This window comes from Bacillus sp. IT-79MI2 (genome assembly GCF_949768135.1).
Lineage (GTDB): Bacteria > Bacillota > Bacilli > Bacillales > Bacillaceae_G > Bacillus_A > Bacillus_A pseudomycoides.
Map to the genome: position 1 here is coordinate 19,790 of NZ_CATKPV010000058.1, position 25,002 is coordinate 44,791.

Genomic DNA, 25,002 nt, shown 5'->3' on the forward strand with positions numbered 1-25,002 from the left:
AATATATGGTGCAAATAAGTAGTAATTTTCTATTTGCGGCTTTCATCTTATATTTAATTGCAACACTGTTCTTTGGAGGAGCAATTAAAGAAAAAGGGCGGAAGTGGGCGAATGTAGGTATAACTATAACGATTTTAGGATTTGTCGCTCAAACTGTATACTTTGTAACAAGGTGGATCGCTTCAGGGCATGCACCAGTAAGTAATTTCTTTGAGTTTGGTACATTCTTCGGCATGATGCTTGTTGGTGCTTTTATTGTTATGTATTTCATGTATCGTGTAAGTATAGTCGGACTATTCGCTTTACCAGTAGCCCTTTTATTAATTGCATATGCAAGTATGTTTCCGAGAGAAATTTCACCGCTTATTCCATCGTTGAAAAGTAATTGGCTACATATTCATGTAACAACGGCGGCAGCTGGACAAGCTATTTTAGCAATTAGTTTTATTACAGGTGTCATATATTTGCTTAAAAATGTAGATCAGTCAAAAAGGACGAAACGGACATTTTGGTTAGAAACAGTTGTGTTTACACTCGTTTGCGCTGTCGGATTCATAGCGGTAACAACAGTTTATTCGGCAACGAAATATGAAGCAAAGTTTCAATGGGTGGATAAAAATGAACAAAAAGTCGAGATGAAATATAATCTGCCTGCACTAGTTGGACCCCATGAAGGGAAGTTAATAACAACTGGAAAACTTGAACCTATTGCAGAAATGCCTGCTATAATAAATGCAAAGAAATTAAATACAGTAATTTGGTCACTGCTTATTGGAACGGGACTATATATTATATTAAGATTAATTTTACGAAAAAGAGTATCAGCGGCCCTTCAGCCAGTAGTAAAAAACGTTAACAGTGATTTACTTGATGAAATTGGATATCGATCTATTGCAATTGGATTCCCAATCTTTACGTTAGGAGCGTTAATTTTTGCGATGATTTGGGCACAAATTGCATGGACGCGCTTTTGGGGGTGGGATCCAAAAGAGGTATGGGCACTCATTACATGGCTCTTTTATGCTGCAGTTTTACATTTACGTCTATCTAAAGGTTGGCATGGTGAGAAGTCGGCATGGCTTGCGGTAATTGGATTTGCCATTATAATGTTTAACTTTATAGCTGTAAACTTAATTATTGCTGGTTTACACTCATATGCGTAAGGTTTTTTCTCTTTTTTAGAGGGACATACCGTTTAGTTAAACGTAATAAAATAGGAAAGTGGTTGTCACTTTCCTATTTTATTTTTGTCAATTTCTTTTCTTTTTTGAGAAAAACATGGCAAAATAAAGGTTGATTTTGTAAAATGATGTGAGGACTAAATGTCCTGTTCAAAAAAAATACATATTTTTGGAAAAGAAATGAACAAACTTTATTATTCTTGTGAAGTATAATTGTTAAGGTGGAAGTCGGACGCTTTAGAATTATCTATTATGAGATAAAAGTAAAAACAGTATTATATTGTAGAGAGGTAGGTGTGAACCGTTGTCATGTTTTTTTCGGGCAGCGGGAAGCAATGGAAAATGAACCAAGAATTTTAATTGTGGATGATGAAGATCGTATTCGTCGTTTATTAAAAATGTATTTAGAAAGAGAACAATATACAATCGATGAGGCTGACAATGGTGATACAGCCTTAGAAAAAGCATTGCAAAATGACTATGATTTAATCTTATTGGATATCATGATGCCTGGAAAAGATGGAATTGAAGTGTGTAAAGGGATTCGCGAGAAAAAAGCAACACCAATTATTATGCTGACAGCTAAAGGTGAAGAAGTAAACAGGGTGCAAGGATTTGAAGTTGGCTCGGATGATTATATTGTAAAGCCGTTTAGTCCACGTGAAGTAGTTCTTCGTGTAAAAGCGGTCTTGCGACGTTCTGTGACAACAACATTCTTTACACAAGATACAACAACAAAAGATATTATTGTATTCCCGCATTTAACAATTGATAACGATGCGCATCGCGTTACTGCTGATGGTGATGAAGTCAATTTAACACCAAAGGAATATGAATTGTTACTATTTTTAGCAAAGGCTCCTGATAAAGTATTTGATCGTGAGCAATTATTAAAAGAGGTATGGCAATATGAATTCTTTGGAGACCTGCGTACAGTAGATACGCACGTAAAGCGTTTACGTGAAAAATTAAGTAAAAAATCAGCTGATGCAGCGAAGATGATCGTAACTGTATGGGGTGTTGGTTATAAGTTTGAGGTTGTGAACGACTGATGCTTTGGAGAAGTGTAGTAGGAAAGCTATGGATGACCATATTGCTTCTTGTTTCATTTGTTCTTGGCTTTGTTGCCATTTTGCTTTCACAGTTTTTTGATAATTACTATATTGAAATGAGTGAAACAAGGCTTACAAAAGTAGCGACAAGTGTTTCAGAATTAATAGAAGAAGGTGCAGACGAAAAGACGATTGAGAATATTGCGTATAAGTTTGCCGATCCACTCTCACGAATTATTATTGTAAAAGGGGATCATGAAGTTTCTTCTTCACCGAAACAAGAAGGATTGGTGGATCTTACAATAGAAGATCTGAAAAAGGATAAAGATTTAGCAGCTGTTTTTATAGATAAAAAAGAAAATAAAGAAAAAATAAAAAAAGTGTCTGATGACAAAACGAAGAAAAACTCTGAAAATGATATTATGATTGTTGGCAAGCCGCTGCAATCATCAAATCATAGTGCGGTGTTTGTGTATCAATCATTGCAAGTTCCGAAACAAGGTATGGAAAAAGCGACAGATTTTATTTTTTTATCAGCGGGAATTGCGATTATTTTAACAACGTTCTTTGCATTTTTCTTATCGACACGAATTACAGCTCCACTTCGTAAAATGCGTGAAGTGGCCTTTGAAGTAGCGCGCGGGAAATTTGATACGAAAGCACCTATGGTTTCGCAAGACGAGATAGGAGAGCTAGCAACGGCGTTAAATCAAATGGGAAAACAATTAAAGTTTAATATTAATGCACTACAGCAAGAAAAAGAACAACTTTCTAGTATCTTAAGCAGTATGGCAGATGGGGTTGTAACGCTGAATCAAGAGTGTGAGGTTGTTGTTATCAATCCGCCGGCGGAGCATTTTTTACAAGTTTGGCAAGAAGAAAAAGAGTTGGAATTAAGTAGGAATTTACCGCCGGAACTTGTTGAGTTGTTTCATCTGGTAGTAGAAAGTGAGCAACAGCAAGTCATTGAAATTAATTTACAAAAGGGTAACTACGTTGTCCTTATGACGCCGCTATATAATCAAACAAAAATTCGCGGTGCTGTGGCGGTGCTTCGTGATATGACAGAAGAACGTCGCCTTGAAAAAATGCGTCAAGATTTTATTGCGAATGTGTCTCATGAATTGCGCACACCGATGGTTATGCTCCAAGGGTATAGTGAGGCAATCTTGGATGATATTGTTCAAACAAAAGAAGAAATAAATGAATTTGTACAAATTATTTATGATGAGTCAGTTCGTTTAGGTCGCCTTGTGAATGAGCTTTTAGATTTAGCGCGTATGGAAAGTGGTCATGTTGAATTGCATATATCTGAAGTGGATATTCATCCATTTGTTGAGAAGATTGGACGCAAATTTCAAGGGATTGCAAAAGAAAAAAATGTGCAGTTAACAGTTGATTTCCGTAATCCAATTGAGCAACATTCGTTTGATCCAGATCGTATGGAGCAAGTATTAACGAACTTAATTGACAATGCAATCAGGCATACAAATGCAGGTGGTCATGTTGAGCTTATTATTGATACGAAAAATAATGGACTGATGTTTGAAGTGCAAGATTCAGGTGCTGGTATTCCTGAAGAAGACATTCCGTTCTTGTTTGATCGTTTTTATAAAGCTGATAAAGCAAGAACACGTGGGAAAACAGGTGGTACTGGTTTAGGGCTTGCAATTGCTAAAAATATTGTACAAGGGCATAATGGTAAAATTTCTATATCAAGTGTCGTTGGAGAAGGAACAATATTCTCTGTATATTTACCAGGTCAATCAATATAAGTGATATTGTTGTGAGCGAATACTGAAGTTCTAGTATTTTTTATTCTTTTTGAGTTTATAATATTTTCTCAATGGAATGAAGAATATTAGAGCTTTTTGTTTTATTGTACTATTTGTAGATGGTAGTCTCTCTATGAAAGCTGATTGAAAGACAAGAAGCTTAGACTAAGGAAAGAATAAATCCATGTTGATTTGCTGGCATATAAGTCACGGCTATGAAAACAAAAGAAGGCCTCCGCTCATTTTCTCCTTCTGTTTTCACATGGCATGGGGCTAAAGGGTACTGATCGTTTCTACGCATAGTCGGATGCTCTCTCTCATCAAAAAAAGAAAGGTTTAAGCCGTTTTTTCAATGTATACTTACATTTGATGGATCGTGTAATGAATAAAAATTTAAAAGAGAGGTGTAGAATATTTGAAACTATATACGAAAACAGGAGATAAAGGACAAACGAGTATTATAGGTGGACGAGTTGATAAAGATCATATTCGTGTAGAAGCATATGGAACAATTGATGAGGCGAATTCTCATATTGGATATGCGATGACTATGCTTCAAGAAGAATGCTTTCAAGACATACATGAGGAGCTTGAAAAGATTCAGCATGAATTGTTTGATTGCGGTGGGGATTTAGCAATTGTGCAGCAAAAATTACCTTATAAAGTAACAGAAGAAATGGTCATATATTTAGAAGGACGAATTGATCACTACATAGAAGAAGCGCCACCATTAGAGTGTTTTATTTTACCTGGCGGGAGCCCAGCATCTGTGGTGATCCATGTTGCACGTACGGTAACGCGAAGAGCTGAGCGCAATATTGTATCATTAGGAAAGCAAGAGGAAATAAATGAAGTTGTATTACGATATGTCAATCGATTATCTGATTATTTATTCGCAATAGCTAGGGTGATAAATGCTCGCCTTATGGTGAAAGATGTTGAATATAAACGAAGTGCAATTGTTTTTCGTAAAAAGGAAGTGGAGTAATTCACTTTCTTTTTTGTATACTTTTTTCCGTAATATACCACAATAGAGAAAGTGTGGCGGTTATTAAAAAACGGAGGATGTATATGAAAGGCTTAAAAGTCGGGATACTTGTCTTTGGATTGTTTTTTAGTTCTCAATTATATGTTTATGCTGAGGACGGGCGATGGACATGGCCGGTAGATGGAAGAATTAGTGACTATTTTGGAACAAGAAATGGAAAACACTATGGTATTGATATAGCTGCTCCAATCGGAACGCCGATTGCAGCTATCCGAGGTGGAACGGTGACAAAATCCTATTTTTCAAATAGTTATGGAAATGTAGTGTTTATTAAGCATGGAGAATATGAGGCCGTTTACGCCCATCTAAATAAGAGATATGTATTTCAAGGGAATCATATTACAAGAGGTGAGGTAATTGGTGAAGTGGGAAACACAGGTGAATCACGAGGTGCACATCTGCACTTAGAAGTTCATAAAGGTGCTTGGACATTTGGGAAAAGAAATGCAATGAATCCATTGTTTGTTTTAAACGAAGAAAGGGATCAAGTGGTTTCATCATCGATGTATATTGTGCAAAAAGGGGATACATTGGTCAGTATTGCCCGTAGGTTTGGCATGACTGTTCATGAGATAAAAGTAAAAAATGCATTACAACAAGATCGAATTTATCCAAATCAAAAATTATATATGAATTAAAAAAAGGGCTAGTAGGACTAGCTCTTTTTTTTACCAAAAAATAAAGACACATATAAATCCAGAAATGGCTAAATAGCTATAATAATAAAAGACCTTTGCTCTTGTTTTTTCGTTCGTTCGAAATAATACAATGGTTGGTTCAATTAGTCCAATTGTAAAGCAAAGTAGACCAAGAAGCATACAACCGATAGAAAAAGCATACAAGGCAACTTGTACTTGTTGGAATGGAATAATCCATTTTAATAAAAATGCAATAAGTGCGGTATAACAGATGCTACCAATGTATTTGTTTAAAGTTGTATTGGAACGAAAACCAGGGAGCTTTTTCAAAAAGGATCGGGAAACAACTTCTGTTTGTAAAGAAGTATGTTCTTCTATTATTTTTTTGGCTTCTTTTCCTTTATGGAAGAGAGAAAGAATCCAATTACGCTTTCCTTGGAAAACAAATTGTGATGTTGTTAAATAGTGATCAATTTTCACTTTATCCCAACTTTTCCACAGATGACGCTCGCATAGCTTTAGTTTACTTTCTGTTGTTTTATCATACTGATATACACTAATTCCTTCTTTGTCAAAAGTAGCATAGTATGTTTCTCTTGAAAATGCGCCTAAATCAATTGGACAGTAGAAAAGTAATTCCTTTTTTAAATAAAAGTATTCTTTTCTTAAGTTTTTTTTCATGGTTTCTTGAATAGAGTGTCTTTTTTCTTTCTTCATGACATTTCCTCCGTATTAAGAAAATGCTCTTATCTTAACAATTCAACATCTTATCACTTTTCTGTATGAATGACTAGGGAATTACGCGGGAAAAAGTCAGATTGTAAAAAATATGGATTGTGTTGTCAAATAATTCGATAGCTTTTTTATTGAGTATTAATAAGACGAATCTTATATAGAGTGATGCTTACTATTCGTAAGTTATAAACATTTTTATTCACAACTGTATGATGTTGTTGTATAATGGTGAAGAAAATAGAATATCGGTCTATCTTCGGGGCAGGGTGAAAATCCCGACCGGCGGTGATGAACAGTTGTTTTTCGTTCTAAGCCCGCGAGCCGTTAAGGCAGGATTTGGTGAGATTCCAAAGCCGACAGTATAGTCTGGATGGGAGAAGATGGAGGTTCAAGCGTTCAAAAAAGATAGGTATTTGAACGTCTGTTTGATGTGCCTAAAAATTCTCCCTTTGTGTTATACGCAAAGGGTTTTTTCGTATCATGAATAAATAGGCATAGCGGAACCTTTCCACTTTCCATGAGATGATCGATGGAAAAGGAGAGAGAATGATGAAACAAAAGAACAGTGTAGTACAAATGGTAAGTGTAGCGATGCTTAGTAGTATTGCGTATTTGCTTATGATGTTGGATTTTCCATTTCCAGGACTTCCGCCGTTTTTAAAAATTGACTTTAGTGATGTGCCAGCTTTAATTGCAGCGATTATTTTTAGTCCGATTGCAGGTGTAGTTGTAGAAGGAATAAAAAATATTCTTCACTATGGAATTCAAGGAAGTTTAACGGGGGTTCCAGTTGGAGAAATAGCGAACTTTATTGCGGGATGTTTATTTATTGGACCAGCAACTTTCTTATTCCGAAAGTATCGTACAGTAAAAAGTTTAACAACAGGGTTAATGTTAGGGACGGTTACTATGTCTATCATTATGAGTGTGTTAAATTATTTCATCATTTTACCAGCTTACACTTGGTTTTTAAATCAGCCTGCTATGTCTAGTAGTGGTATGCGACAAATGATTGTAGCGGCAATTCTGCCATTTAATTTAATTAAGGGAATTGTTGTAACAGTTGTATTTGTAGCGCTGTTCTCACGTTTGAAAGTGTGGGTATTTGCAAAAATGAAAAATGCATAGAAACTTTGACCATCAGCGGGAGAGTACCGCTGATGGTCTTTTTATTTGTGAGTTAGATCAATAACAAAAGATCCCCCTCATAAAATGAGGGGGATCTTTTGAAGTTAATAAAAAAGACTATTCGAATTTTAAAGCGTCGCCATCGAATGATTCGTCAGCAACTTTAATTGAGTCAGTTGGGCAACCTTCAAATGCGTCCATCATGTCGTCAATTAATACATCTGGAATTTCAACGATACCTTGGTTATCATCTAATGTTACAAATGCAATACCTTCATCATCGTAGTCATAAATGTCTGGTGCAGCAGCTCCGCAAGCTCCACATGCGATGCAAGTGTCTTTATCAACAATTGTATATTTTGCCATATTTCTTTCCCTCCTGATAATATGTATGTGAAAATAGTCGCCATAAAAATTATAACCTTATTGTAAAACGGTTTTTCAAACTTTTCAACATAAAATTATAATGATAATGCTTATCAATTAGAGTGTCAACTTATTTTTGATTTATTTCACAAGATTTTCAAAATGCCTAAATGCTGTACAGTTTGATACAATAGACAATATAAAGTGAAGCTTCCATCAATGGAAGCTTTTCACCTCCGGCTGATGGGAGGCCTTCACCAATTAGGCTGTTACTGCCAGCGCATAGCAAGATAAATGTAATTGAAAGGTGGAAGCGGTGATGCAGTTACAATATACTTTATTGTATTGTATAAAACAATTAAATGGTGAACGAACTGTTTCTTCCATTTATCACCTTTTAAAAGGAAAACGTTCTTCACAAACACTACAAGACGGAAATATATTTCACATTTCTTTTCTGTTTGGAATATACAAATCATTACAACGTTCTGATTATGATCAGGAAATTGAACATGTATTGCATAAAGAATGGATTCAGAATGTACATGGAAATACGTACATTTTAACTGATGCTGGAAAGGAACAACTGGAAACTTGGAAAAAAACACTTTCTTTTCCACAGTATTTACATGGTTTACACTATGGTGATATTGGTGAAATCTTTTGGAAACGACTTTCATTAATTATTCAAACTGTGTCAAACTTACAACAACAGAATGCGAAATTTATTCCTATTCAACAAGATACAGAGGTAATGATGTGGGTCAAGCGGTTTCTCACCGGGATACCGTATGCAAGAAGTAGACTTGCGGAAGGTTTATGGAAAGAGATACATATGCTGTTGAAAGATACCTTGCCAATAGAAGCAACAATTTTTACATATCGACTAACAGGATATGAACGGATTGGATATACATTAAAACAACTTGCAGAAATTACAAACCAAGATGTATTTCGTGTATATCTTTTATTTTGGGGTACCATTCATTTCTTTATTCAATCTGTTCGAGATAATGAAAAAGATTTTCCATTATTAACAGAGATTATTTCTTATCCGAATGAAAGGGCAGATTTGTTTAGTTTATCAACAAAGAAAACATATCAGCTTTGGGGACAAGGGCGTTCTTTAGAGGAGATTGCAACAATTAGAAATTTAAAGGTTGCAACAATAGAGGATCATTTTGTTGAAATTGCATTACGAGAACGAGATTTTTCTATTGAAATGTTCATGGGGAAAAATAAAATTAAGCATGTGCAGCGCATTATTGAAACATTACAAACACGTAAGTTGCGTGTATTAAAGCAAGCGGTAGGAGAAACAGTTTCTTATTTTGAAATTCGTCTTGTGTTAGCGCAGATGGAGGGTGTAAATGAGACTTGAGGATTATCTGTATAAGTGGTTTGGTTATAACGAATTTCGTCAAGGGCAGAAAGAGGTTATTGTGGATTTGTTGCAAGGAAAAGATGTTGTGGCGATGCTTCCAACTGGAAGAGGAAAATCAATGTGCTATCAACTTCCAGGTCTTATGCAAGATGGAACAGTACTGATTGTTTCTCCATTACTATCCTTAATGGAAGATCAGGTAACGCAGCTTAAATATATAGTAAAGGATCGTGTGATTGCGTTTAATAGTTTCCGTACATTAACTGAGAAAAAAGAAGCGATAAAAAGATTATCTTCTTATAAATTTGTTTTTGTCTCGCCTGAAATGCTGCAAACTGAAGCAATAATAAGAGAACTAAAAAAGATTCATATTTCGCTATTTGTCGTTGATGAAGCACATTGTATTTCGCAATGGGGTTACGATTTTAGAACAGACTATAAAAAATTAGATCAAGTTATAGCGGCTATTGGACATCCTCCGGTATTAGCATTAACAGCTACTGCAACAAAAGAAGTATTACAAGATATTATAAAAAGTTTAAAACTTACGACTGTAGCAGAGCATGTGTATTCGATTGATCGTCCAAATATTGCAATGGAAGTACAATTTGTACAAACAATAGAAGAAAAAAAGGAAGCGCTTCTCACGCAAGTTACTTATTTACAAGGACCAGGAATTATTTATTGTTCTAGCAGGGCTTGGACGGAGCGCCTGACAGAATATTTAAGGAGTAAAGGTATAGCAGATGTTGCATTTTATCATGGTGGAATGGAACATGAAGAGCGGATGTTAATTCAGCAGCAATTTATGAATGATCAACTGCAGCTTGTTATATGTACAAGTGCATTTGGTATGGGGGTAAACAAGCCAAATACAAGATATATTATTCATTTTCATTATCCAGCAAATATTGCTTCTTATTTACAAGAAATCGGTAGAGCGGGAAGAGATGGAGAGATGAGTATTGCGATTCTACTTTGTAGTCCATTGGATCATGATCTACCAGTTTCTATCATTGAGGATGAATTACCAAATAAACAGCAAATTCAATTTTTATTTTCCTTACTACAAGAGAAGATGTTCCAAACGAAAGTATTGCCAATGCAAGATGTGGAAGAAATTTGTTATAATGCCGCAAGGTTTAGTGAGCAGCATTGGCGTTTTGTACGTTATCATTTAGAAAAGATGAAAATCATACAACAGAAGAAGCTCATTATGGAATCCTTGTCAGATGAGAAAATGAAAAAATTGATGTTAGAAGTGGACGGGCGTCTTCGGAATAAATATAGGCAATTAGAAAATATGAAATCGTGGCTCCAGTTTAAAGGGTGTAGACGGGAACAAATGCTACATCAATTTGGATATAAGAAGGAAGCTGAGGTGAAAAACTGCTGTGACTACTGCGGTATTTCCAAAGAAGATTATAAAAAAAGACGAGCAAGACAATCAATTTTCGACTATAATTGGGAAGCAGAGTTACAATTGCTCTTTGGTATGAGAGAACGGAGGAATGATGAACATTCAAAGGCGTAGTATTGAAGACATAGGTCCGAAAGAAATACGGCTTAACCTCTATATAACACAATTAATAATAATAGGTGTTGGCTGCGCATCAGCCTGTATATTATTTCCAAATAGGGATGAATTTTATGATATGTGGAAATGGGAACCTGTTTCCATCCTTATAATAGGCAGTGGAGTTGCGGGTGGTGTCATCTTATTTGATTATATTGCAATGCAAGTGTTCCCAGAATCGTGGTTTGATGATGGTGGAATTAATGAGCGGATGTTCCAAGGGATTTCTGTCATACAATTATTAGTTATTACGTTTGTTATTGGATTTGCTGAAGAATTTTTATTTCGGGGTGTGTTACAGACGCATTTCGGACTTGTAATTGCGAGCCTTATTTTTGCTGTTTTACATATTCGATATGTGATGAAGCCATTCTTATTTTGCTTTGTATGTATGATTAGTTTTGTATTTGGATATGTGTTTCAATGGACAGGAAATTTGTTTATAACAATTTTTGCACACTTTCTTGTTGATTTTATAATGGGACTTCAATTAAGAAAATAAATGAAAGGTGGTGGTGAACAGCATGAGGAAACAAATTCCCGATTTTGAAGAAGAATTGGAAGAAGAACAAACAGAAGAAGGTTTACCGCCGCGAAGTGAGGTTCATAGAAATAAAGAAAAGAAAAAATCTAAATTTAAGATTAACCACTTTTTTGTTCGAGTTTTAACATTTTTATTTATTTTGTTACCACTTAGTATTTTATGGTATACGGATAAGTATATCGAAGTAAAAAGTGCAAAAGAGAATGATGTCCCTGGAACAAATGCGTTTGAAGTGATTTTTTTCGATTCAAATAAACATGGTGAAGGAAAAAAGAAGCAGTCAGAAAAATTTGAAACGCATATTGTAAAAGAAGGTGAGACATTTGAAAGTATTGGGAAACAGTATTTTCCCAATGAAGATGGGGCTACAATCATTAAAAGTTATAACAATTTACAAGACAATCAGTTAGAAGTGGGAAAAGAATTGAAAATTCCTGTCAAAAAGAAAACGGAGAAGGAATAGTAGCTGTAAAATAATTTTTATATGAGTGATTGAAAAGGTGAATGAAGTCTTTTGTATCGGATGAGATTTTATCCATCTTTATTGCAATATAGCTTGATAAAATTACATATTGTTGAGAGGGAAGTTGAGAAAAATATATGTTGTGGATTTTAGGTGGCACGTTCATATGTATTGGCTTTATTTGTCTTTTTATGATGTATAGAGAAGCATTGCGTAATACATTGCTAGAACACACTTTATCATTTGTAAATTTCCCGGAAAGCTTTGGAAAGGTCAGAATATTTTTCATTTCAGATATTCATAGGAGAATTGTTTCGCCTTCTTTAATTGAAAATGTAAAAGGAAAAGCTGATTTTGTTATTATTGGCGGTGATTTAGCTGAGAAAGGTGTATCGTTATCACAAATTGCTGCTAATGTTCAAACATTAAGTAAAATTGGTCCTATATATTTTGTATGGGGAAATAATGATTATGAAATTGACTATCATGAACTAGATGCGTTATTACTAGAACATGGTGTGAAAATTTTAGATAATACAAGAGTGCTGTTTGAATCAGATTCTGGCGACAAGCTTTGCTTATTAGGGGTGGATGATGTTGGATTAGAACGGGATCGTTTAGACTTGGCACTAGCAGATTGTCAAGAAAATGGCTTTCGTATTCTTATTAGTCACAACCCTGTTATTGTAAACAAAATGTCTGGACAAGAACAAATTTCCCTCGTATTAAGTGGTCATACCCATGGGGGACAAATTCGTCTATTTCATTTTAAACGATATCTAAAAGGCGGCGTATATAAGTATCCGAATACAACTTTATTTGTGAGTAATGGGTATGGAACGACATTGATACCACTACGTTTTCGAGCTCCAGCCCAAACGCACTTAATTACGTTGCAAGGAAAAAAATAAGAGATGTTCGGTTTAAAGGTGGGAAAACATGCCAACTTTAAAAGGAAAATATAATATAAAAGCAGTTTCGAATATGCTTGGAATTCAGCCAAGTACGCTGCGGGCTTGGGAGAGACGATATCATATTATTGCTCCAAAGCGCAATGATGCTGGGCATCGCCTATATACAGAAGAGCATGTGAGAATTTTAAAATGGTTAATGCATAAAGTGAATGAAGGATTTACAATTGGTCAAGCAGTCCAGTTATTAGAAAGCAATCGATTGCAAAATCACAATTTAGTTGAAGTAGCGTACAGTACAGAAGTGTTTTTAGTAGACGATATCCTTCATTATTTGTTAAAATTTGATGAAAAACATGCCCGTGAATTATTAAACGAGGCATTTGTTATTTATACAACAGAAAAAGTAATCACTCATATATTTGTTAAGATTATTGATAAATTGGAGACTATGCGGAGAAATGATGAGATAACAGCTGTACAAGAGCGGTATATAGATTCATTTTTATGTTCACGCATTGGAATGATTTATCATAATACGCATACTAATTTTATTTTGCCAAAAGCTTTGGCTATATGCGCACCAGGAGAATTGAATACATTAAACCTTTTTGTTTTCACAATATATTTACGTTTGAAAGGCTATCAAGCAACATATTTTGGGACAGGCCTAGAGGAAGATGAGATTCATACAGTTATTAAGCAATTTGCACCCAAATATGTGTTTATATCATGTTCAAAAGAGCGATATTTGAAAGGCGCACTAAATTTGATTAAGAAGTTGCAAAGTCAGAATTCAAAGATCTGCATAGGGCTTGTTGGATTTGCAAGTGAGTTTGTTTCAGATGAAGACAAGATCGGACTTCAAAATGTGTTCATTGGTGATACAAAAAAAGAATGGGATAAATGGTTAAATACGTCGGAATAGTTGTTCGAAAAGAACCATCTATTTTCTATTTCATATAATAAAAATTAGATACAACGGTTACGTAGGGAGGTTACAAGATGAGGCTGGAACGTTTAAATTATAATAAAATCAAAATTTTCCTAACGTTTGACGATTTATCTGAACGAGGATTGACGAAGGAGGATTTATGGAAAAATGCTCCGAAAGTGCAACAGTTATTTCGCGATATGATGCAAGAAGCAAATAAAGAACTTGGATTTGAAGCGGATGGTCCAATTGCGGTTGAAGTTTTTTCTTTACAAGCACAAGGAATGGTTGTAATTGTCACAAAAGAAAATCACGAAACCGATACAGAAGATGAGTTTCGTGATGAGTTTATTGAGATGCAAGTAACTCTAGATGAGAGTGAACATATATTGTATGAATTTGCAACGTTTGAAGATGTGATTACGTTGGCAAATCGTTTGTATAATCTCGGTGTAACCGGAGGGAAACTTTACACATGGGATGGGCGTTTTTATCTTTGGATGGAAGAAGAAACACCATTATTAAAGGCAGATATTATTGCGATTTTAGCAGAATACGGTAATTCTTCTACAGCAACAATTTATCGTATTATGGAATATGGAAAAGAATTAATGGATTCTCAAGCAATTCAGCAAATATACAAGTATTTTGTCTTAAAACAAAACCTCAGCTAGTAGAAATAGCTTGAGGTTTTGTTAGTATTTCGCGATATTAGAGAGACTAAAATACATTGTGATATAAAAAACATTTAAATATTTAAGTATTTTACTTTTCTAAAAGCAATAAAAGGACTATAATAATAGTGAAAACGCTTGCAATAAAGAATAGTTTGTATACATTTGTTAGCGTTTTCTATTGCATTCCAAATTTAACGGTGTATACTAGGCAATGAAGGTTTACTAAACAAGTGAAATTACAGGGGGTTTACTTACTATGGTAGCCGAAAAGGGAGCTCAAACACAAACACAACAAAGGGAGCAACATTTTGAATTGTTGAATTCAACTCAAATTGTTATTAACGAAGCCCTAGAAAAGTTGGGTTATCCAAACGAGGTATATGAATTACTGAAAGAACCAATTCGTATGATGACAGTGAAAATTCCAGTTCGTATGGATGACGGGACTGTTAAAATATTTACAGGATATCGCGCACAGCACAATGATGCTGTTGGTCCAACGAAAGGTGGAATTCGCTTCCATCCAAACGTAACAGAAAACGAAGTGAAAGCACTTTCTATTTGGATGAGTTTAAAATGTGGTATTGTTGATTTACCATATGGTGGAGGTAAAGGTGGTATCATTTGTGATCCACGTGAAATGTCTTTCCGTGAATTAGAAAGATTAAGCCGTGGATATGTACGAGCAATTAGCCAGATTGTTGGTCCAACAAAAGATATTCCTGCTCCAGATGTATTTACAAACTCACAAATTATGGCATGGATGATGGATGAATATAGCCGCATCGATGAATTTAATTCACCTGGATTTATTACAGGTAAACCGCTTGTATTAGGTGGATCTCACGGGCGTGAAACAGCAACTGCAAAAGGTGTAACAATCTGTATTCGCGAAGCTGCGAAAAAACGCGGTATCGATATTAAAGGCGCTCGCGTTGTTGTCCAAGGGTTTGGGAACGCTGGTAGCTTCTTAGCTAAATTTATGCATGATGCCGGTGCAAAAGTAATTGCGATTTCTGATGCTTACGGTGCACTACATGATCCAAATGGATTGGATATCGACTACTTACTAGATCGTCGTGACAGCTTCGGAACAGTAACGAAATTGTTTAACAATACAATTTCAAACAAAGAGCTATTAGAACTTGATTGTGATATTTTAGTTCCAGCTGCAATCGAGAACCAAATTACAGAAGAGAATGCTGCGGATATTAAAGCGAAAATTGTTGTAGAAGCAGCAAATGGTCCAACTACATTAGAAGCAACTAAAATTTTAACAGAACGCGGTATTTTACTTGTTCCTGATGTATTAGCAAGTGCTGGTGGTGTTACTGTATCTTACTTCGAATGGGTACAAAATAACCAAGGTTACTACTGGTCAGAAGAAGAAGTAGAACAACGTTTAGAAAAAGTAATGGTAAGATCATTCGATTCTATTTACGAAACATCACAAGTTCGTAAAGTGAACATGCGTTTAGCAGCCTATATGGTTGGTGTACGTAAAATGGCAGAAGCTAGCCGCTTTAGAGGCTGGGTATAATAGAATAAAGAGTTTAGAGAGAACGTGGTTTCCTTCAAGGAAACCACGTTTTTTTATCATTTTAACCGAGAAGACCCCCTCCTCTAAACGAAGTGAAGGTGGGGAATGAATCGGTTTTTTCTTTTTAAAGAAAACGTCTTTTTTGTAGAACGTATGTTTGTTTTGTTGTATAATGATCTTATCAAATAAAATGAGGTGAAAACAGGTGAAGAAAGCGTATTTTTCGAAACGGATCTATAAGACAGGTTTACCCCATGAGATGGTAGATGCAGTCACACAGACAATCGAAACATTTAATCGGGCGAAACGATTTGCATTTCGAACGATCGTTCAGGAAAAACGTTGGAACCGCAAGATGCATGCGGATAGTCTTCATCTTGTTCTCAAGCGGAACTATCAATTGAATGATTACTATGCAAACAGTGCAGTGCAAGAAGCAAGGGCGTTGTTTACAGGTTTAATGGCGTTACAAAAACGATATGAGAAACAAACGCAAGAGAAGCTAAAGAAACTCAAGAAAAAGTTGAAACAAGAACGGACAAACCTTCGTAAAATCAAACAAAGTTGTGTGAAAGGAAAGCTGACGTTTCCAAAAAACACTCGCTTCGCGAAGCACAACAACCTCATTTCCTTATCCCGTAAAAAAGACACATTGATTTGGCTGAATGAATATCTGTTTGAGCACCAATACTTAGATGTTCAAATCAAAAGGATTCAGGCGAAAATCGGCCTTTTAACCCACAGACAATACCGTTTAACGCAGAAACTTACAACATATAAAATGAATGTTCCAAGCTCAGTATTTGGAAGCAAAAAACTGTTTCGCTCTCAATTTACCATCGATGAGTTTGTACGTAACCACGACAAATGGAAAGCATTATTTTCCCGTGCTCGAAATAAACAACTGATACTATCTGGCCGTAAAGATGCCAAACATGGGAATTTTGTGTTTCAGTATGTGCCTGAGACAAAGGGATTATGGATGACGACAAGTTCCGGAAAAACACTTATGTTTCCAGCTGTTACGTTCCCGTATGGACAAGAAGTCATTGAGAAAGTAATCACAACCCAATTACAGTGTAAGCATAAGAAAAAGCATGGCAAACCGATTGCATGGTCTGTGGAAGACTATGGTCCGTATTGTATTGTGAAATGTTTAGTCGATGTGCCCGAAAACCCTCATACGAATTACAGTAGATCAGACGGCGCGATTGGTGTAGATTGTAATCTCGAGCATTTTGCGTGGGCGAATGTAACAAAGGATGGGAATTATAAAGGAAGCGGTTCCCTCCATTTTTCGATTCTAGGTAAATCCACCGGACAAATCACAAAGATCATCGAAGTGGAGGCGATTCGCTTAGTGGACTTAGCGGAGCGGTATAATAAGCCGATTGTCATCGAGAAGTTAGATACAACCCAATCGAAAACAGGGTATCGTTATGGAAATAAACGAGCAAATCGAATGAAGAGTATGTTTGCGTATGAGAAAATGACAAGCGCAATTCTGGGTCGTGCGGATAAAAGGGGGGTGGCTGTTTTTCAAGTGAATCCCGCCTACACTTCGATCTCAGGGAAAATGAAGTATATGCGGAAATTTGGTATCTCTATTAAAGTGGTTCAGTTAAATAATTACTGTTAATAGGTGTAATATTGTTAAAAATGGATGCTCGATTACAAAAAAACAAAAAAGAACATTTGTTCTATTAGAACGTTTGTGCTATACTCTCTTTAGATAAACAAAACGGAAACAAGATAAGGAGAGATTAATAATGAAAATGACAGCAGACCAAAGATTTATGATGCCAACAGATGTTATGGAACGGGTAGAGGTTTTACGGAAAAAACATGTGAAACGTTCATCTTTGTTACAATCCGTAAATAAATTTTTCGGTTTAGATACAAAAGAAGATCGTGTTTGGTTTTATGGGTTTTATGGAACTGCTGTAAGTATTTTACTATTTATGGTATTTACTTCAAATATTTTCGATTTTCTCTTTGCGTAAGAAATGTGCTATATAGATATCGAGGTTGAATACATATATAAGGAAGAAAGGTAATTTTCTAGAGCGGAGTTGATAAATATGGTGATGTTCCCTATAGAGCGAAATTATATTGGGTACGGAAGCTCACGACCAGGAATCCGCCTTTCGAAGGTGAGGTTTATTGTAAGTCATGATACAGGGAATCCTGGCAGCAATGCGATAGGAAATCGTGATTACTTTAACGAAATACAACCAAAAGCATCGGCGCATACTTTTGTAGATGATACAACCATTTTAGAAATTATCCCAATTGATGAGGTAGCGTATCATGTAAGATATAATGTACCAACAGACAATGATTTGTTTGGTTATGATGCGAACAAAGCGGCAATTGGTGTTGAAATGTGTTACGGAGGTAGTATTAATTTTTGGGATTCTTACACGCGATTTACATGGTACCATGCCTATTTATGTCATACATTCAATTTGAATCCTAAAACAGATATTGTATCTCATAAAAAACTCGATCCGAAGAGAAAGATTGATCCAGAAAATGTATTGGGACAACAAGGAATCCGATTTAGACAATTTTTAGCGGACGTCTATCGAATGTATGTATCGTTTAGATGACAAATATATGAAAAATGAATACAATAAAGATAGGTGCCTACTGCTGAAAGTAGGTTTTTTCTTGTTTTGTAATAAATAGAGATTGAGGCAGAAGACTAGGAGTGAACCAAGTATGCAAAAAGAAACAGCTATTATAATCGGGGGCGGACCGTGTGGATTAGCAGCAGCGATTTCACTGCAGCAACAGGGAATCAATCCACTAGTAATTGAAAAAGGAAATATTGTGAATGCGATTTATCATTATCCGACTCATCAAACGTTTTTTTCCTCTAGTGAAAAGTTAGAGATTGGTGATGTTGCTTTTATTACAGAAAACCGCAAGCCAGTTCGTAATCAAGCGCTTGCGTATTATCGTGAAGTGGTAAAGCGTAAAGGTGTACGAGTAAATGCATTTGAACGCGTAGAACAAGTGCAAAAAGATGGGGACTTCTTTAGAGTAAGTACGACGAAGCGTGATGGGAATACGGAAACATACGCTGCGAAATATATCGTAGTGGCAACGGGATATTATGATAATCCAAACTATATGAACGTTCCTGGAGAAAAATTGGAGAAAGTATCTCATTATTTTAAAGAAGGACATCCTTATTTTGACCGAGATGTAGTTGTAATAGGAGGGAAAAATTCAAGTGTAGATGCTGCGCTCGAACTTGTAAAAGCTGGAGCACGTGTAACGGTGTTATATCGCGGGGGAGAATATTCGCAGAGTATTAAGCCGTGGATTTTACCTGAATTTGAAGCGTTAGTGCGTAATGGCACGATTCAAATTCAGTTTCATGCTCACGTAAAAGAAATTACCGAACATACACTTACGTATACAAGTAACGGAGAGTCATTTACGATTCAAAATGATTTTGTGTTTGCGATGACGGGGTACCATCCAGATCATAGTTTCTTAACAAAAATAGGAGTAGAAATTGATAAAGAAACAGGGCGCCCAATGTATACAGAAGAAACAATGGAAACGAATGTGGAGAATATCTTTATTGCGGGTGTTATTGCAGCTGGAAATAATGCGAATGAAATTTTTATTGAGAATGGAAGATTTCATGGTGGAGCAATTACACAAACAGTTGTATCAAGAGAACAAAAATAAGCTGTCGAATTTTTCGACAGCTTATTTTTTAATTGTGCATAAACATTTGCTGGATTTTATCTTTAGAATGAGTACATTCTAAAGCAACAAGTAGTTTAATACGAGCTTTTTGGGCATTTAAACCGTATGTGAAAACAATTCCCATATCTTTTAATTGTTTTCCTCCACCCTCATAGGAATATACGTCTTGGACAATTCCATTAAAGCAGCGGGAAACGAGAACAATTGGAATTCCTTTAATTATTAAGCGCTGTAAACTAGAAAGCGTTCGTGGTGGTAAATTACCTTGACCAAGTGCTTCGATTACAATCCCATCGACCGGTAGGTTTTCAATTGCTGCTAATAATGTATCATCCATACCAGCGTATGCCTTTAACACAACAACATTTTTAGAAATTTGCCCAACCATGTATGTTTCATGATGGACGAGAGCGTGATGGAAGACAACGCCGCGTTTTGTCACCATACCGATTGGTCCGTATTGAGGGCTTTGGAATGTTGCAACATTACTTGTATGTGTTTTTGTTACATTTGTTGCACAGTGAATTTCGTCGTTTAACACGACAAGAACACCTTTTCCAAGCGCTTCGCTGCTACTTGCAACCTTTACAGCTGATAAAAAGTTATATAAGCCGTCAGCACCCAATTCATTGCTAGAGCGCATTGCACCTGTTACAACGATTGGAATGTTCGCTTGTACAGTTAAATCTAAAAAGTATGCGGTTTCCTCTAATGTATCTGTACCATGTGTAATGACAACACCATGGATATCTTCATGTTTTACTCTTTCGTCAATGATGATTTGTAATTGTAACATCTCGCTAGGAGTCATATGAGGAGATGGAAGATGAAAGACATCTTCAACAATTAAATCAATATCATCCGTTAAATTTGGAATGAATTTTAAAAGAGGATTTTGTTCCCCTGGTTGTACAACCCCAGTTTCTTTATCTTCCTCCATTGCGATTGTTCCACCTGTGTGTAAAACTAGGATTTTTTTCAATGCTTATACCCCTTTCTAGTCAAAAAATACATTTAGAACATACCATGTTTTTACTAGATTCGACAATGGAAATGTATAAAAGTTTGTATTAGAAATGAAAATAAAGTTGACTACTTTATATTGGAAATAATTAAAGGGAATGGATTCTTAATTTTTTTATTGTGAGTTGTTAGAATGAGTGAGAAAAATGAAAAGAGGATATTTCTTTGAAAAAAATTGAGGGAGCTTTAATTCGTATATTATTGATTCAATTTATTTGTCTCTGCATTATTCAATTGCTTTTCATGCAAGAATCCACAGTGAAATATTTATCAAAAATCGTTTATTATGAAGGAGTTACAAGTGAAAATATAACTGATATTTTACAAGTCAATAAGTAGTTTTCATTTTCTTCTAGTGAGGATTGTGCTACAATAATTGAGGATTTAATCGGTATGAAACAAGTATAGAGAAGCAGGGGATTTGTACCTGCTTTTCATTTTGTTTTATAAGTGAAAAAAATGAGGTGTTACAGTGGATAAACGAATTTCAATTGCGATAGATGGTCCAGCAGCTGCTGGAAAAAGCACAGTTGCAAAGGTTGTTGCGAAAGAACTTTCTTATGTCTATATTGACACAGGTGCAATGTATCGTACGCTTACATACGCTGCGCTGGAACAAAATGTAGATATTGAAAATGAAGAAAGTTTAATGGAAGTTTTAAAAAATGTGAATATTGATTTTCAGCAAGGTGAAAATACACAACTAGTTTTCTTAAACGGCAAGGATGTATCTGAAGCGATTCGTACACCGAATGTAACAAATCGCGTATCAATTGTTGCCAAGCATCGTCTTGTTCGCGAAGAGATGGTGCGCCGCCAACAAGCTCTAGCAGAAAAGGGCGGGGTGGTAATGGATGGTCGTGATATTGGTACGCATGTGCTACCTAATGCGGAAGTGAAGATTTTTATGCTTGCTTCTGTTCAAGAGAGAGCGGAGCGTAGACACCTTGAAAATACGAAGAAAGGCTTCGCTTCTAGTTTGGAGCAATTGAAAAAAGAAATTGCCAAGCGTGATAAATTAGATTCAGAGCGCGAAGTTTCTCCGTTAAAAAAAGCGGATGATGCATTGGAGTTAGATACAACTTCTTTATCAATTGAAGAAGTTGTCCAAAGAATTATGGATATTGTTTCTGGAGCGTTTGCAAAATAAAGAAAGAGGGAATCCTCTTTCTTTTTTTATTTTAAAAATATTGGTATAACAGAGAATAGTGAAACACTTTCCTTGACAAATAAGTCAATTTGTAAGAAGTTAGTAAAAGAAGAGGAACTGTCAGAATATATTCGCTATTATATTTTAAAACATACTTTATTCAAGGAGATTTTGCTGTATACTATTTATATAGGCTTCTATATCTTCTATGAAGTGTATAGCAAAAAATAGGTTGTTGTATGTATTGGAAGCGAGTATATGCTAAAAATTTCTTATAACATGCAAATGAAAACATTTGTTTTCATTTCGTATATACATAAAAAAGCTTTGTCAATTCTGTAGGGAGGTATTTCCATGGTAGAAAAAATGAATGAAGAAGTTGTGGATTCAAAAGCATTACAAGTGGGTGACGTTGTTACAGGTTCTGTAACAAAGGTTGAAGAAAAACAAGTTCTTGTAAATGTTGGATACAAAACAGATGGCGTTATTCCGATTAGTGAATTAGCTAACGTTCATATTGAAAAAGCGAGCGATGTTGTAAAATTAGATCAAAATCTTGAATTAAAAGTTATTAAATTAGAAGATGATGATCTTGTATTATCGAAACGTGCTGTTGATGCAGAAAAAGCATGGGTAGAGTTGCAAGAAAAATTCACTTCAGGTGAGGTTTTTGATGTTACTGTAAAAGATATTGTGAATGGTGGTTTAGTTGTGGATCTTGGTGTCCGTGGATTTATTCCAGCTTCACTTGTAGAAATGCACTATGTAGAAGATTTTACTGATTATAAAGGAAAAACATTAGCGGTGAAAATTGTTGAATTAGATCGTGAAAAAAATCGTGTTATTCTTTCACATAAAGCAGTTGTAGAACAAGAATTAGAATCAAAGAAAAAAGAAGCGATTTCTTCTTTAAAAGAAGGAGACGTTGTGGAAGGTACAGTTCAGCGATTAACTGACTTTGGTGCTTTTGTGAATGTTGGTGATGTAGATGGTTTAGTACACATTTCACAAATTTCTCATGACCGCGTTGAACAGCCTTCTGATGTGTTAACACAAGGACAAAGTGTAAAAGTCAAAGTATTATCGGTTGATGCAGATACGCAGCGTATTTCTTTATCGATTAAAGCGGCTCAGCCAGGACCTTGGGAAAACGTTTCTGCTGAAGTTAAAGCGGGTGATATTCGAGAAGGTATAGTGAAACGAATTGTTACATTTGGTGCTTTCGTTGAAATTTTACCAGGTGTAGAAGGACTTGTGCATGTATCACAAATTGCAAATCGTCACGTAAAAAATCCAAATGAAGTATTAGAAATGGGACAAGAAGTGAAAGTGAAAGTACTTGAAGTACATGCAGCAGAAAAACGCATTTCTTTAAGTATAAAAGAAGCTGTTGAAGAAAATAATGAAACAGAAGATTATAGCCAATATGAGCCGACTTCCGAGTCTGCAACTTTCCAATTTAGTGATATTATTGGTGAACAACTGAAAAAATTAAAGAAATAAAGAGGGGTACAAGTGGTAAGGGCAAAACGAAAATTAGAACATATTGAATACGCTCTTTCCACCGGACAGTCTCGTATACATGGCTTTCATGACATTGCTTTTGTCCATCAAAGCTTGCCAAATTCAAGTTATGAAAGCATTACATTTGAAACGGAAATCGGCGAACTTTCATTAAGTTCGCCGATTTTTATCAATGCGATGACTGGTGGTGGTGGAGATCACACATTACATATTAATGAACAGTTAGCACACGTGGCTAAGCATCACAACCTTGCGATGGCTGTTGGTTCTCAAATGGCTGCGTTAAAAGATGAAACAGAAGCATCTTCTTATCGAATTGTTCGAAAGGTAAATCCAAATGGAATCGTTTTTGCAAATTTGGGTAGTGAAGCGAGCGTTGAACAGGCAAAACGAGCGGTTGATATGGTTGAAGCGAATGCTTTGCAAATTCATTTGAATGTCATTCAAGAACTAACGATGCCAGAAGGTGATCGGGATTTTACAGGCGTATTAGAGCGGATTGAACAAATTGTTACAAGTTCTCCGGTTCCAGTTATAGTAAAAGAAGTAGGTTTTGGTATGAGTAAAGAAACGGTACAGCAGCTAACTAATGTTGGTGTTACGGCTGTAGATGTTGGTGGTTATGGTGGCACAAATTTTGCTGCAGTTGAAAATGAGCGAAGGAAGCGAATGCTTTCTTATTTTAACGATTGGGGCATTCAGACGGCAGCTTCAATCATAGAAGCATCCTCTACAAATAAAAACCTCTCTCTTATTGCATCTGGTGGTATACAAACTGCACTGGATATAGCAAAAGCGATTGCCCTGGGGGCACAGGCGACTGCTTTTGCCGGATATTTTTTACGTATATTGATGAATGATGGTACCCAGAAATTAATGGATGAAATAGAACTTTTACATACAGATTTACAATTTATAATGACGGCTCTTGGAGCGAGAACACTCTCTGAGCTTCAGCGAGTGCCGCTTATTGTGAAGGGTGACACGTATCATTGGTTATCGCAACGTGGGATTGATACGATGCGCTATAGCAATAGGTAATGTTTTTTAAGTTTTTTTGCAGGTTATTTATAAATCAGAATAAGATAAGAAAAAAAAATCAACCGTTCGGTTGATTTTTTTTTGTACCCGCCTTGTACAATGAAGAGGAAAGGGGAAGATGGAATGAAATGAATAAGATTATTGAAGTGGATAAAGTAACGAAGTGCTATGAAACTTTTAAAGCACTATCTAATATTTCATTTTCTGTATGGGAAGGTGAAATTCTATGTTTTCTTGGTCCGAATGGAGCTGGGAAAAGTACTCTCATTATTAATATATATACTAAGCTCCAAGTTTCTAATCGTGTAGAAGCAATAAAGAAAGCGTTGGAAAATGGATTAATAACATAATGAATTGTGGGGAAATGAAAAAACAGCCGATGTCGGCTGTTTTTTCATTTTGTTTAATGCTGATTTTGCTTGCGAGCTTGTTCTGGTGTATCAAGACTCGTTGCTCCAGGATATTGCAGCGATTGGTCGCGGTCAGACTCGACACTGCGCGACTGTTTTAGTTTCTTTTCTTGGCGGTCTTTTCCCATCGTTATCTACACCTCCTTAATAGAAAGTGTTGCTGTTATAAGAAA

27 protein-coding genes and 1 riboswitch are annotated in these 25,002 nt (G+C 35.7%); of the genes, 23 read left to right on the forward strand and 4 right to left on the reverse strand.

The annotated features are described in order from the left end of the window. The first annotated feature begins 5 nt into the window (after window positions 1–5). The 5 genes from ccsB to ACM6HU_RS12500 all read left to right on the forward strand — a co-directional run bounded on the left by ccsB (window position 6) and on the right by ACM6HU_RS12500 (window position 5,694). Window positions 6–1,163 (forward strand): c-type cytochrome biogenesis protein CcsB, encoded by a 1,158-nt coding sequence (gene ccsB / locus ACM6HU_RS12480; RefSeq protein WP_016132642.1) that lies wholly within the window; start codon window positions 6–8, stop codon window positions 1,161–1,163. Window positions 1,164–1,516: 353 nt separating this feature from the next. Then, window positions 1,517–2,233, forward strand: coding sequence for a DNA-binding response regulator ResD (resD, locus tag ACM6HU_RS12485; protein WP_026008430.1), 717 nt, complete (start codon window positions 1,517–1,519; stop codon window positions 2,231–2,233). After that, entirely contained in the window at window positions 2,233–4,008 is a 1,776-nt protein-coding gene (locus ACM6HU_RS12490; RefSeq protein WP_077294442.1) for an ATP-binding protein, read from the forward strand. Before resD ends, ACM6HU_RS12490 begins: the two co-directional genes overlap by 1 nt. A gap of 415 nt (window positions 4,009–4,423) precedes the next feature. Continuing rightward, complete coding sequence (locus tag ACM6HU_RS12495) at window positions 4,424–4,996, forward strand: cob(I)yrinic acid a,c-diamide adenosyltransferase (protein WP_016132644.1); 573 nt, start codon at window positions 4,424–4,426, stop codon at window positions 4,994–4,996. Between the two features lie 83 nt (window positions 4,997–5,079). After that, the gene (locus tag ACM6HU_RS12500) at window positions 5,080–5,694 is read left to right on the forward strand and encodes a peptidoglycan DD-metalloendopeptidase family protein (RefSeq protein ID WP_016132645.1); all 615 of its coding nucleotides are present in this window, start codon (window positions 5,080–5,082) and stop codon (window positions 5,692–5,694) included. Window positions 5,695–5,724: 30 nt separating this feature from the next. Here the strand turns inward: ACM6HU_RS12500 and ACM6HU_RS12505 are convergent, their stop codons facing one another. Further along, window positions 5,725–6,411, reverse strand: a complete 687-nt coding sequence (locus ACM6HU_RS12505; RefSeq protein ID WP_077294439.1) for a hypothetical protein — start codon at window positions 6,409–6,411, stop codon at window positions 5,725–5,727. A 266-nt stretch (window positions 6,412–6,677) separates the two neighbouring features. Further along, window positions 6,678–6,815: riboswitch (FMN riboswitch) on the forward strand. Window positions 6,816–6,978: 163 nt separating this feature from the next. On the opposite strand from ACM6HU_RS12505, the gene ACM6HU_RS12510 reads away from it, so the two are divergent. Further along, entirely contained in the window at window positions 6,979–7,557 is a 579-nt protein-coding gene (locus ACM6HU_RS12510) for an ECF transporter S component (RefSeq protein WP_016132646.1), read from the forward strand. Window positions 7,558–7,674: 117 nt separating this feature from the next. On the opposite strand, the gene ACM6HU_RS12515 is transcribed toward ACM6HU_RS12510, so the two are convergent. Beyond that, window positions 7,675–7,923: a ferredoxin gene (locus ACM6HU_RS12515; RefSeq protein ID WP_003206564.1), complete on the reverse strand. Its 249-nt coding sequence runs from the start codon at window positions 7,921–7,923 to the stop codon at window positions 7,675–7,677. 319 nt (window positions 7,924–8,242) lie between these two features. Between ACM6HU_RS12515 and ACM6HU_RS12520 the strand changes: the two genes are divergently transcribed. From ACM6HU_RS12520 to ACM6HU_RS12575, 12 genes are all read left to right on the forward strand, one after another. Continuing rightward, window positions 8,243–9,304: a helix-turn-helix domain-containing protein gene (locus ACM6HU_RS12520; protein WP_414848216.1), complete on the forward strand. Its 1,062-nt coding sequence runs from the start codon at window positions 8,243–8,245 to the stop codon at window positions 9,302–9,304. After that, the gene (locus ACM6HU_RS12525) at window positions 9,294–10,841 is read left to right on the forward strand and encodes a RecQ family ATP-dependent DNA helicase (RefSeq protein ID WP_016132648.1); all 1,548 of its coding nucleotides are present in this window, start codon (window positions 9,294–9,296) and stop codon (window positions 10,839–10,841) included. Before ACM6HU_RS12520 ends, ACM6HU_RS12525 begins: the two co-directional genes overlap by 11 nt. Further along, the gene (locus ACM6HU_RS12530) at window positions 10,822–11,385 is read left to right on the forward strand and encodes a CPBP family intramembrane glutamic endopeptidase (protein ID WP_016132649.1); all 564 of its coding nucleotides are present in this window, start codon (window positions 10,822–10,824) and stop codon (window positions 11,383–11,385) included. The genes ACM6HU_RS12525 and ACM6HU_RS12530 overlap by 20 nt, the downstream gene beginning before the upstream one ends. 22 nt (window positions 11,386–11,407) lie before the next feature. Continuing rightward, window positions 11,408–11,890, forward strand: a complete 483-nt coding sequence (locus ACM6HU_RS12535) for a LysM peptidoglycan-binding domain-containing protein (RefSeq protein WP_016114073.1) — start codon at window positions 11,408–11,410, stop codon at window positions 11,888–11,890. Between the two features lie 137 nt (window positions 11,891–12,027). Beyond that, window positions 12,028–12,801: a metallophosphoesterase gene (locus tag ACM6HU_RS12540; RefSeq protein ID WP_006094245.1), complete on the forward strand. Its 774-nt coding sequence runs from the start codon at window positions 12,028–12,030 to the stop codon at window positions 12,799–12,801. A gap of 28 nt (window positions 12,802–12,829) precedes the next feature. Continuing rightward, window positions 12,830–13,729, forward strand: coding sequence for a MerR family transcriptional regulator (locus ACM6HU_RS12545; protein ID WP_016132650.1), 900 nt, complete (start codon window positions 12,830–12,832; stop codon window positions 13,727–13,729). Between the two features lie 77 nt (window positions 13,730–13,806). Then, window positions 13,807–14,409: a genetic competence negative regulator gene (locus ACM6HU_RS12550; protein ID WP_006094247.1), complete on the forward strand. Its 603-nt coding sequence runs from the start codon at window positions 13,807–13,809 to the stop codon at window positions 14,407–14,409. A 259-nt stretch (window positions 14,410–14,668) separates the two neighbouring features. Beyond that, on the forward strand, window positions 14,669–15,952 hold the full coding sequence (gene gudB, locus ACM6HU_RS12555; RefSeq protein ID WP_003196304.1) for an NAD-specific glutamate dehydrogenase: 1,284 nt from the start codon (window positions 14,669–14,671) through the stop codon (window positions 15,950–15,952). A gap of 205 nt (window positions 15,953–16,157) precedes the next feature. After that, window positions 16,158–17,591: an IS200/IS605 family accessory protein TnpB-related protein gene (locus tag ACM6HU_RS12560; protein WP_414848217.1), complete on the forward strand. Its 1,434-nt coding sequence runs from the start codon at window positions 16,158–16,160 to the stop codon at window positions 17,589–17,591. 127 nt (window positions 17,592–17,718) lie between these two features. Continuing rightward, window positions 17,719–17,955, forward strand: coding sequence for a DUF3961 domain-containing protein (locus tag ACM6HU_RS12565; RefSeq protein ID WP_033671033.1), 237 nt, complete (start codon window positions 17,719–17,721; stop codon window positions 17,953–17,955). Between the two features lie 78 nt (window positions 17,956–18,033). Then, window positions 18,034–18,564, forward strand: coding sequence for an N-acetylmuramoyl-L-alanine amidase family protein (locus ACM6HU_RS12570; RefSeq protein ID WP_016114076.1), 531 nt, complete (start codon window positions 18,034–18,036; stop codon window positions 18,562–18,564). A 112-nt stretch (window positions 18,565–18,676) separates the two neighbouring features. Further along, the gene (locus ACM6HU_RS12575) at window positions 18,677–19,660 is read left to right on the forward strand and encodes a YpdA family putative bacillithiol disulfide reductase (protein WP_088094153.1); all 984 of its coding nucleotides are present in this window, start codon (window positions 18,677–18,679) and stop codon (window positions 19,658–19,660) included. Between the two features lie 28 nt (window positions 19,661–19,688). On the opposite strand, the gene ACM6HU_RS12580 is transcribed toward ACM6HU_RS12575, so the two are convergent. Continuing rightward, window positions 19,689–20,663 (reverse strand): asparaginase, encoded by a 975-nt coding sequence (locus tag ACM6HU_RS12580; protein ID WP_077294433.1) that lies wholly within the window; start codon window positions 20,661–20,663, stop codon window positions 19,689–19,691. Between the two features lie 206 nt (window positions 20,664–20,869). Here ACM6HU_RS12580 and ACM6HU_RS12585 point away from each other — a divergent pair, with 206 nt between their 5' ends. The 5 genes from ACM6HU_RS12585 (at window position 20,870) to ACM6HU_RS12605 (ending at window position 24,769) form a co-directional block, all read left to right on the forward strand. Then, window positions 20,870–21,043, forward strand: a complete 174-nt coding sequence (locus ACM6HU_RS12585) for a DUF5359 family protein (RefSeq protein WP_003196311.1) — start codon at window positions 20,870–20,872, stop codon at window positions 21,041–21,043. Between the two features lie 133 nt (window positions 21,044–21,176). After that, window positions 21,177–21,854, forward strand: a complete 678-nt coding sequence (gene cmk, locus ACM6HU_RS12590) for a (d)CMP kinase (protein WP_016132654.1) — start codon at window positions 21,177–21,179, stop codon at window positions 21,852–21,854. 354 nt (window positions 21,855–22,208) lie between these two features. Further along, window positions 22,209–23,357 (forward strand): 30S ribosomal protein S1, encoded by a 1,149-nt coding sequence (gene rpsA / locus ACM6HU_RS12595; RefSeq protein ID WP_016114081.1) that lies wholly within the window; start codon window positions 22,209–22,211, stop codon window positions 23,355–23,357. Between the two features lie 12 nt (window positions 23,358–23,369). Continuing rightward, window positions 23,370–24,419, forward strand: coding sequence for a type 2 isopentenyl-diphosphate Delta-isomerase (fni, locus tag ACM6HU_RS12600; protein ID WP_016114082.1), 1,050 nt, complete (start codon window positions 23,370–23,372; stop codon window positions 24,417–24,419). 128 nt (window positions 24,420–24,547) lie between these two features. Beyond that, entirely contained in the window at window positions 24,548–24,769 is a 222-nt protein-coding gene (locus ACM6HU_RS12605) for an ATP-binding cassette domain-containing protein (RefSeq protein WP_016132655.1), read from the forward strand. Between the two features lie 53 nt (window positions 24,770–24,822). Here the strand turns inward: ACM6HU_RS12605 and ACM6HU_RS12610 are convergent, their stop codons facing one another. After that, window positions 24,823–24,957: a YpzI family protein gene (locus tag ACM6HU_RS12610; RefSeq protein ID WP_414848218.1), complete on the reverse strand. Its 135-nt coding sequence runs from the start codon at window positions 24,955–24,957 to the stop codon at window positions 24,823–24,825. Between the last annotated feature and the right edge of the window lie 45 nt (window positions 24,958–25,002).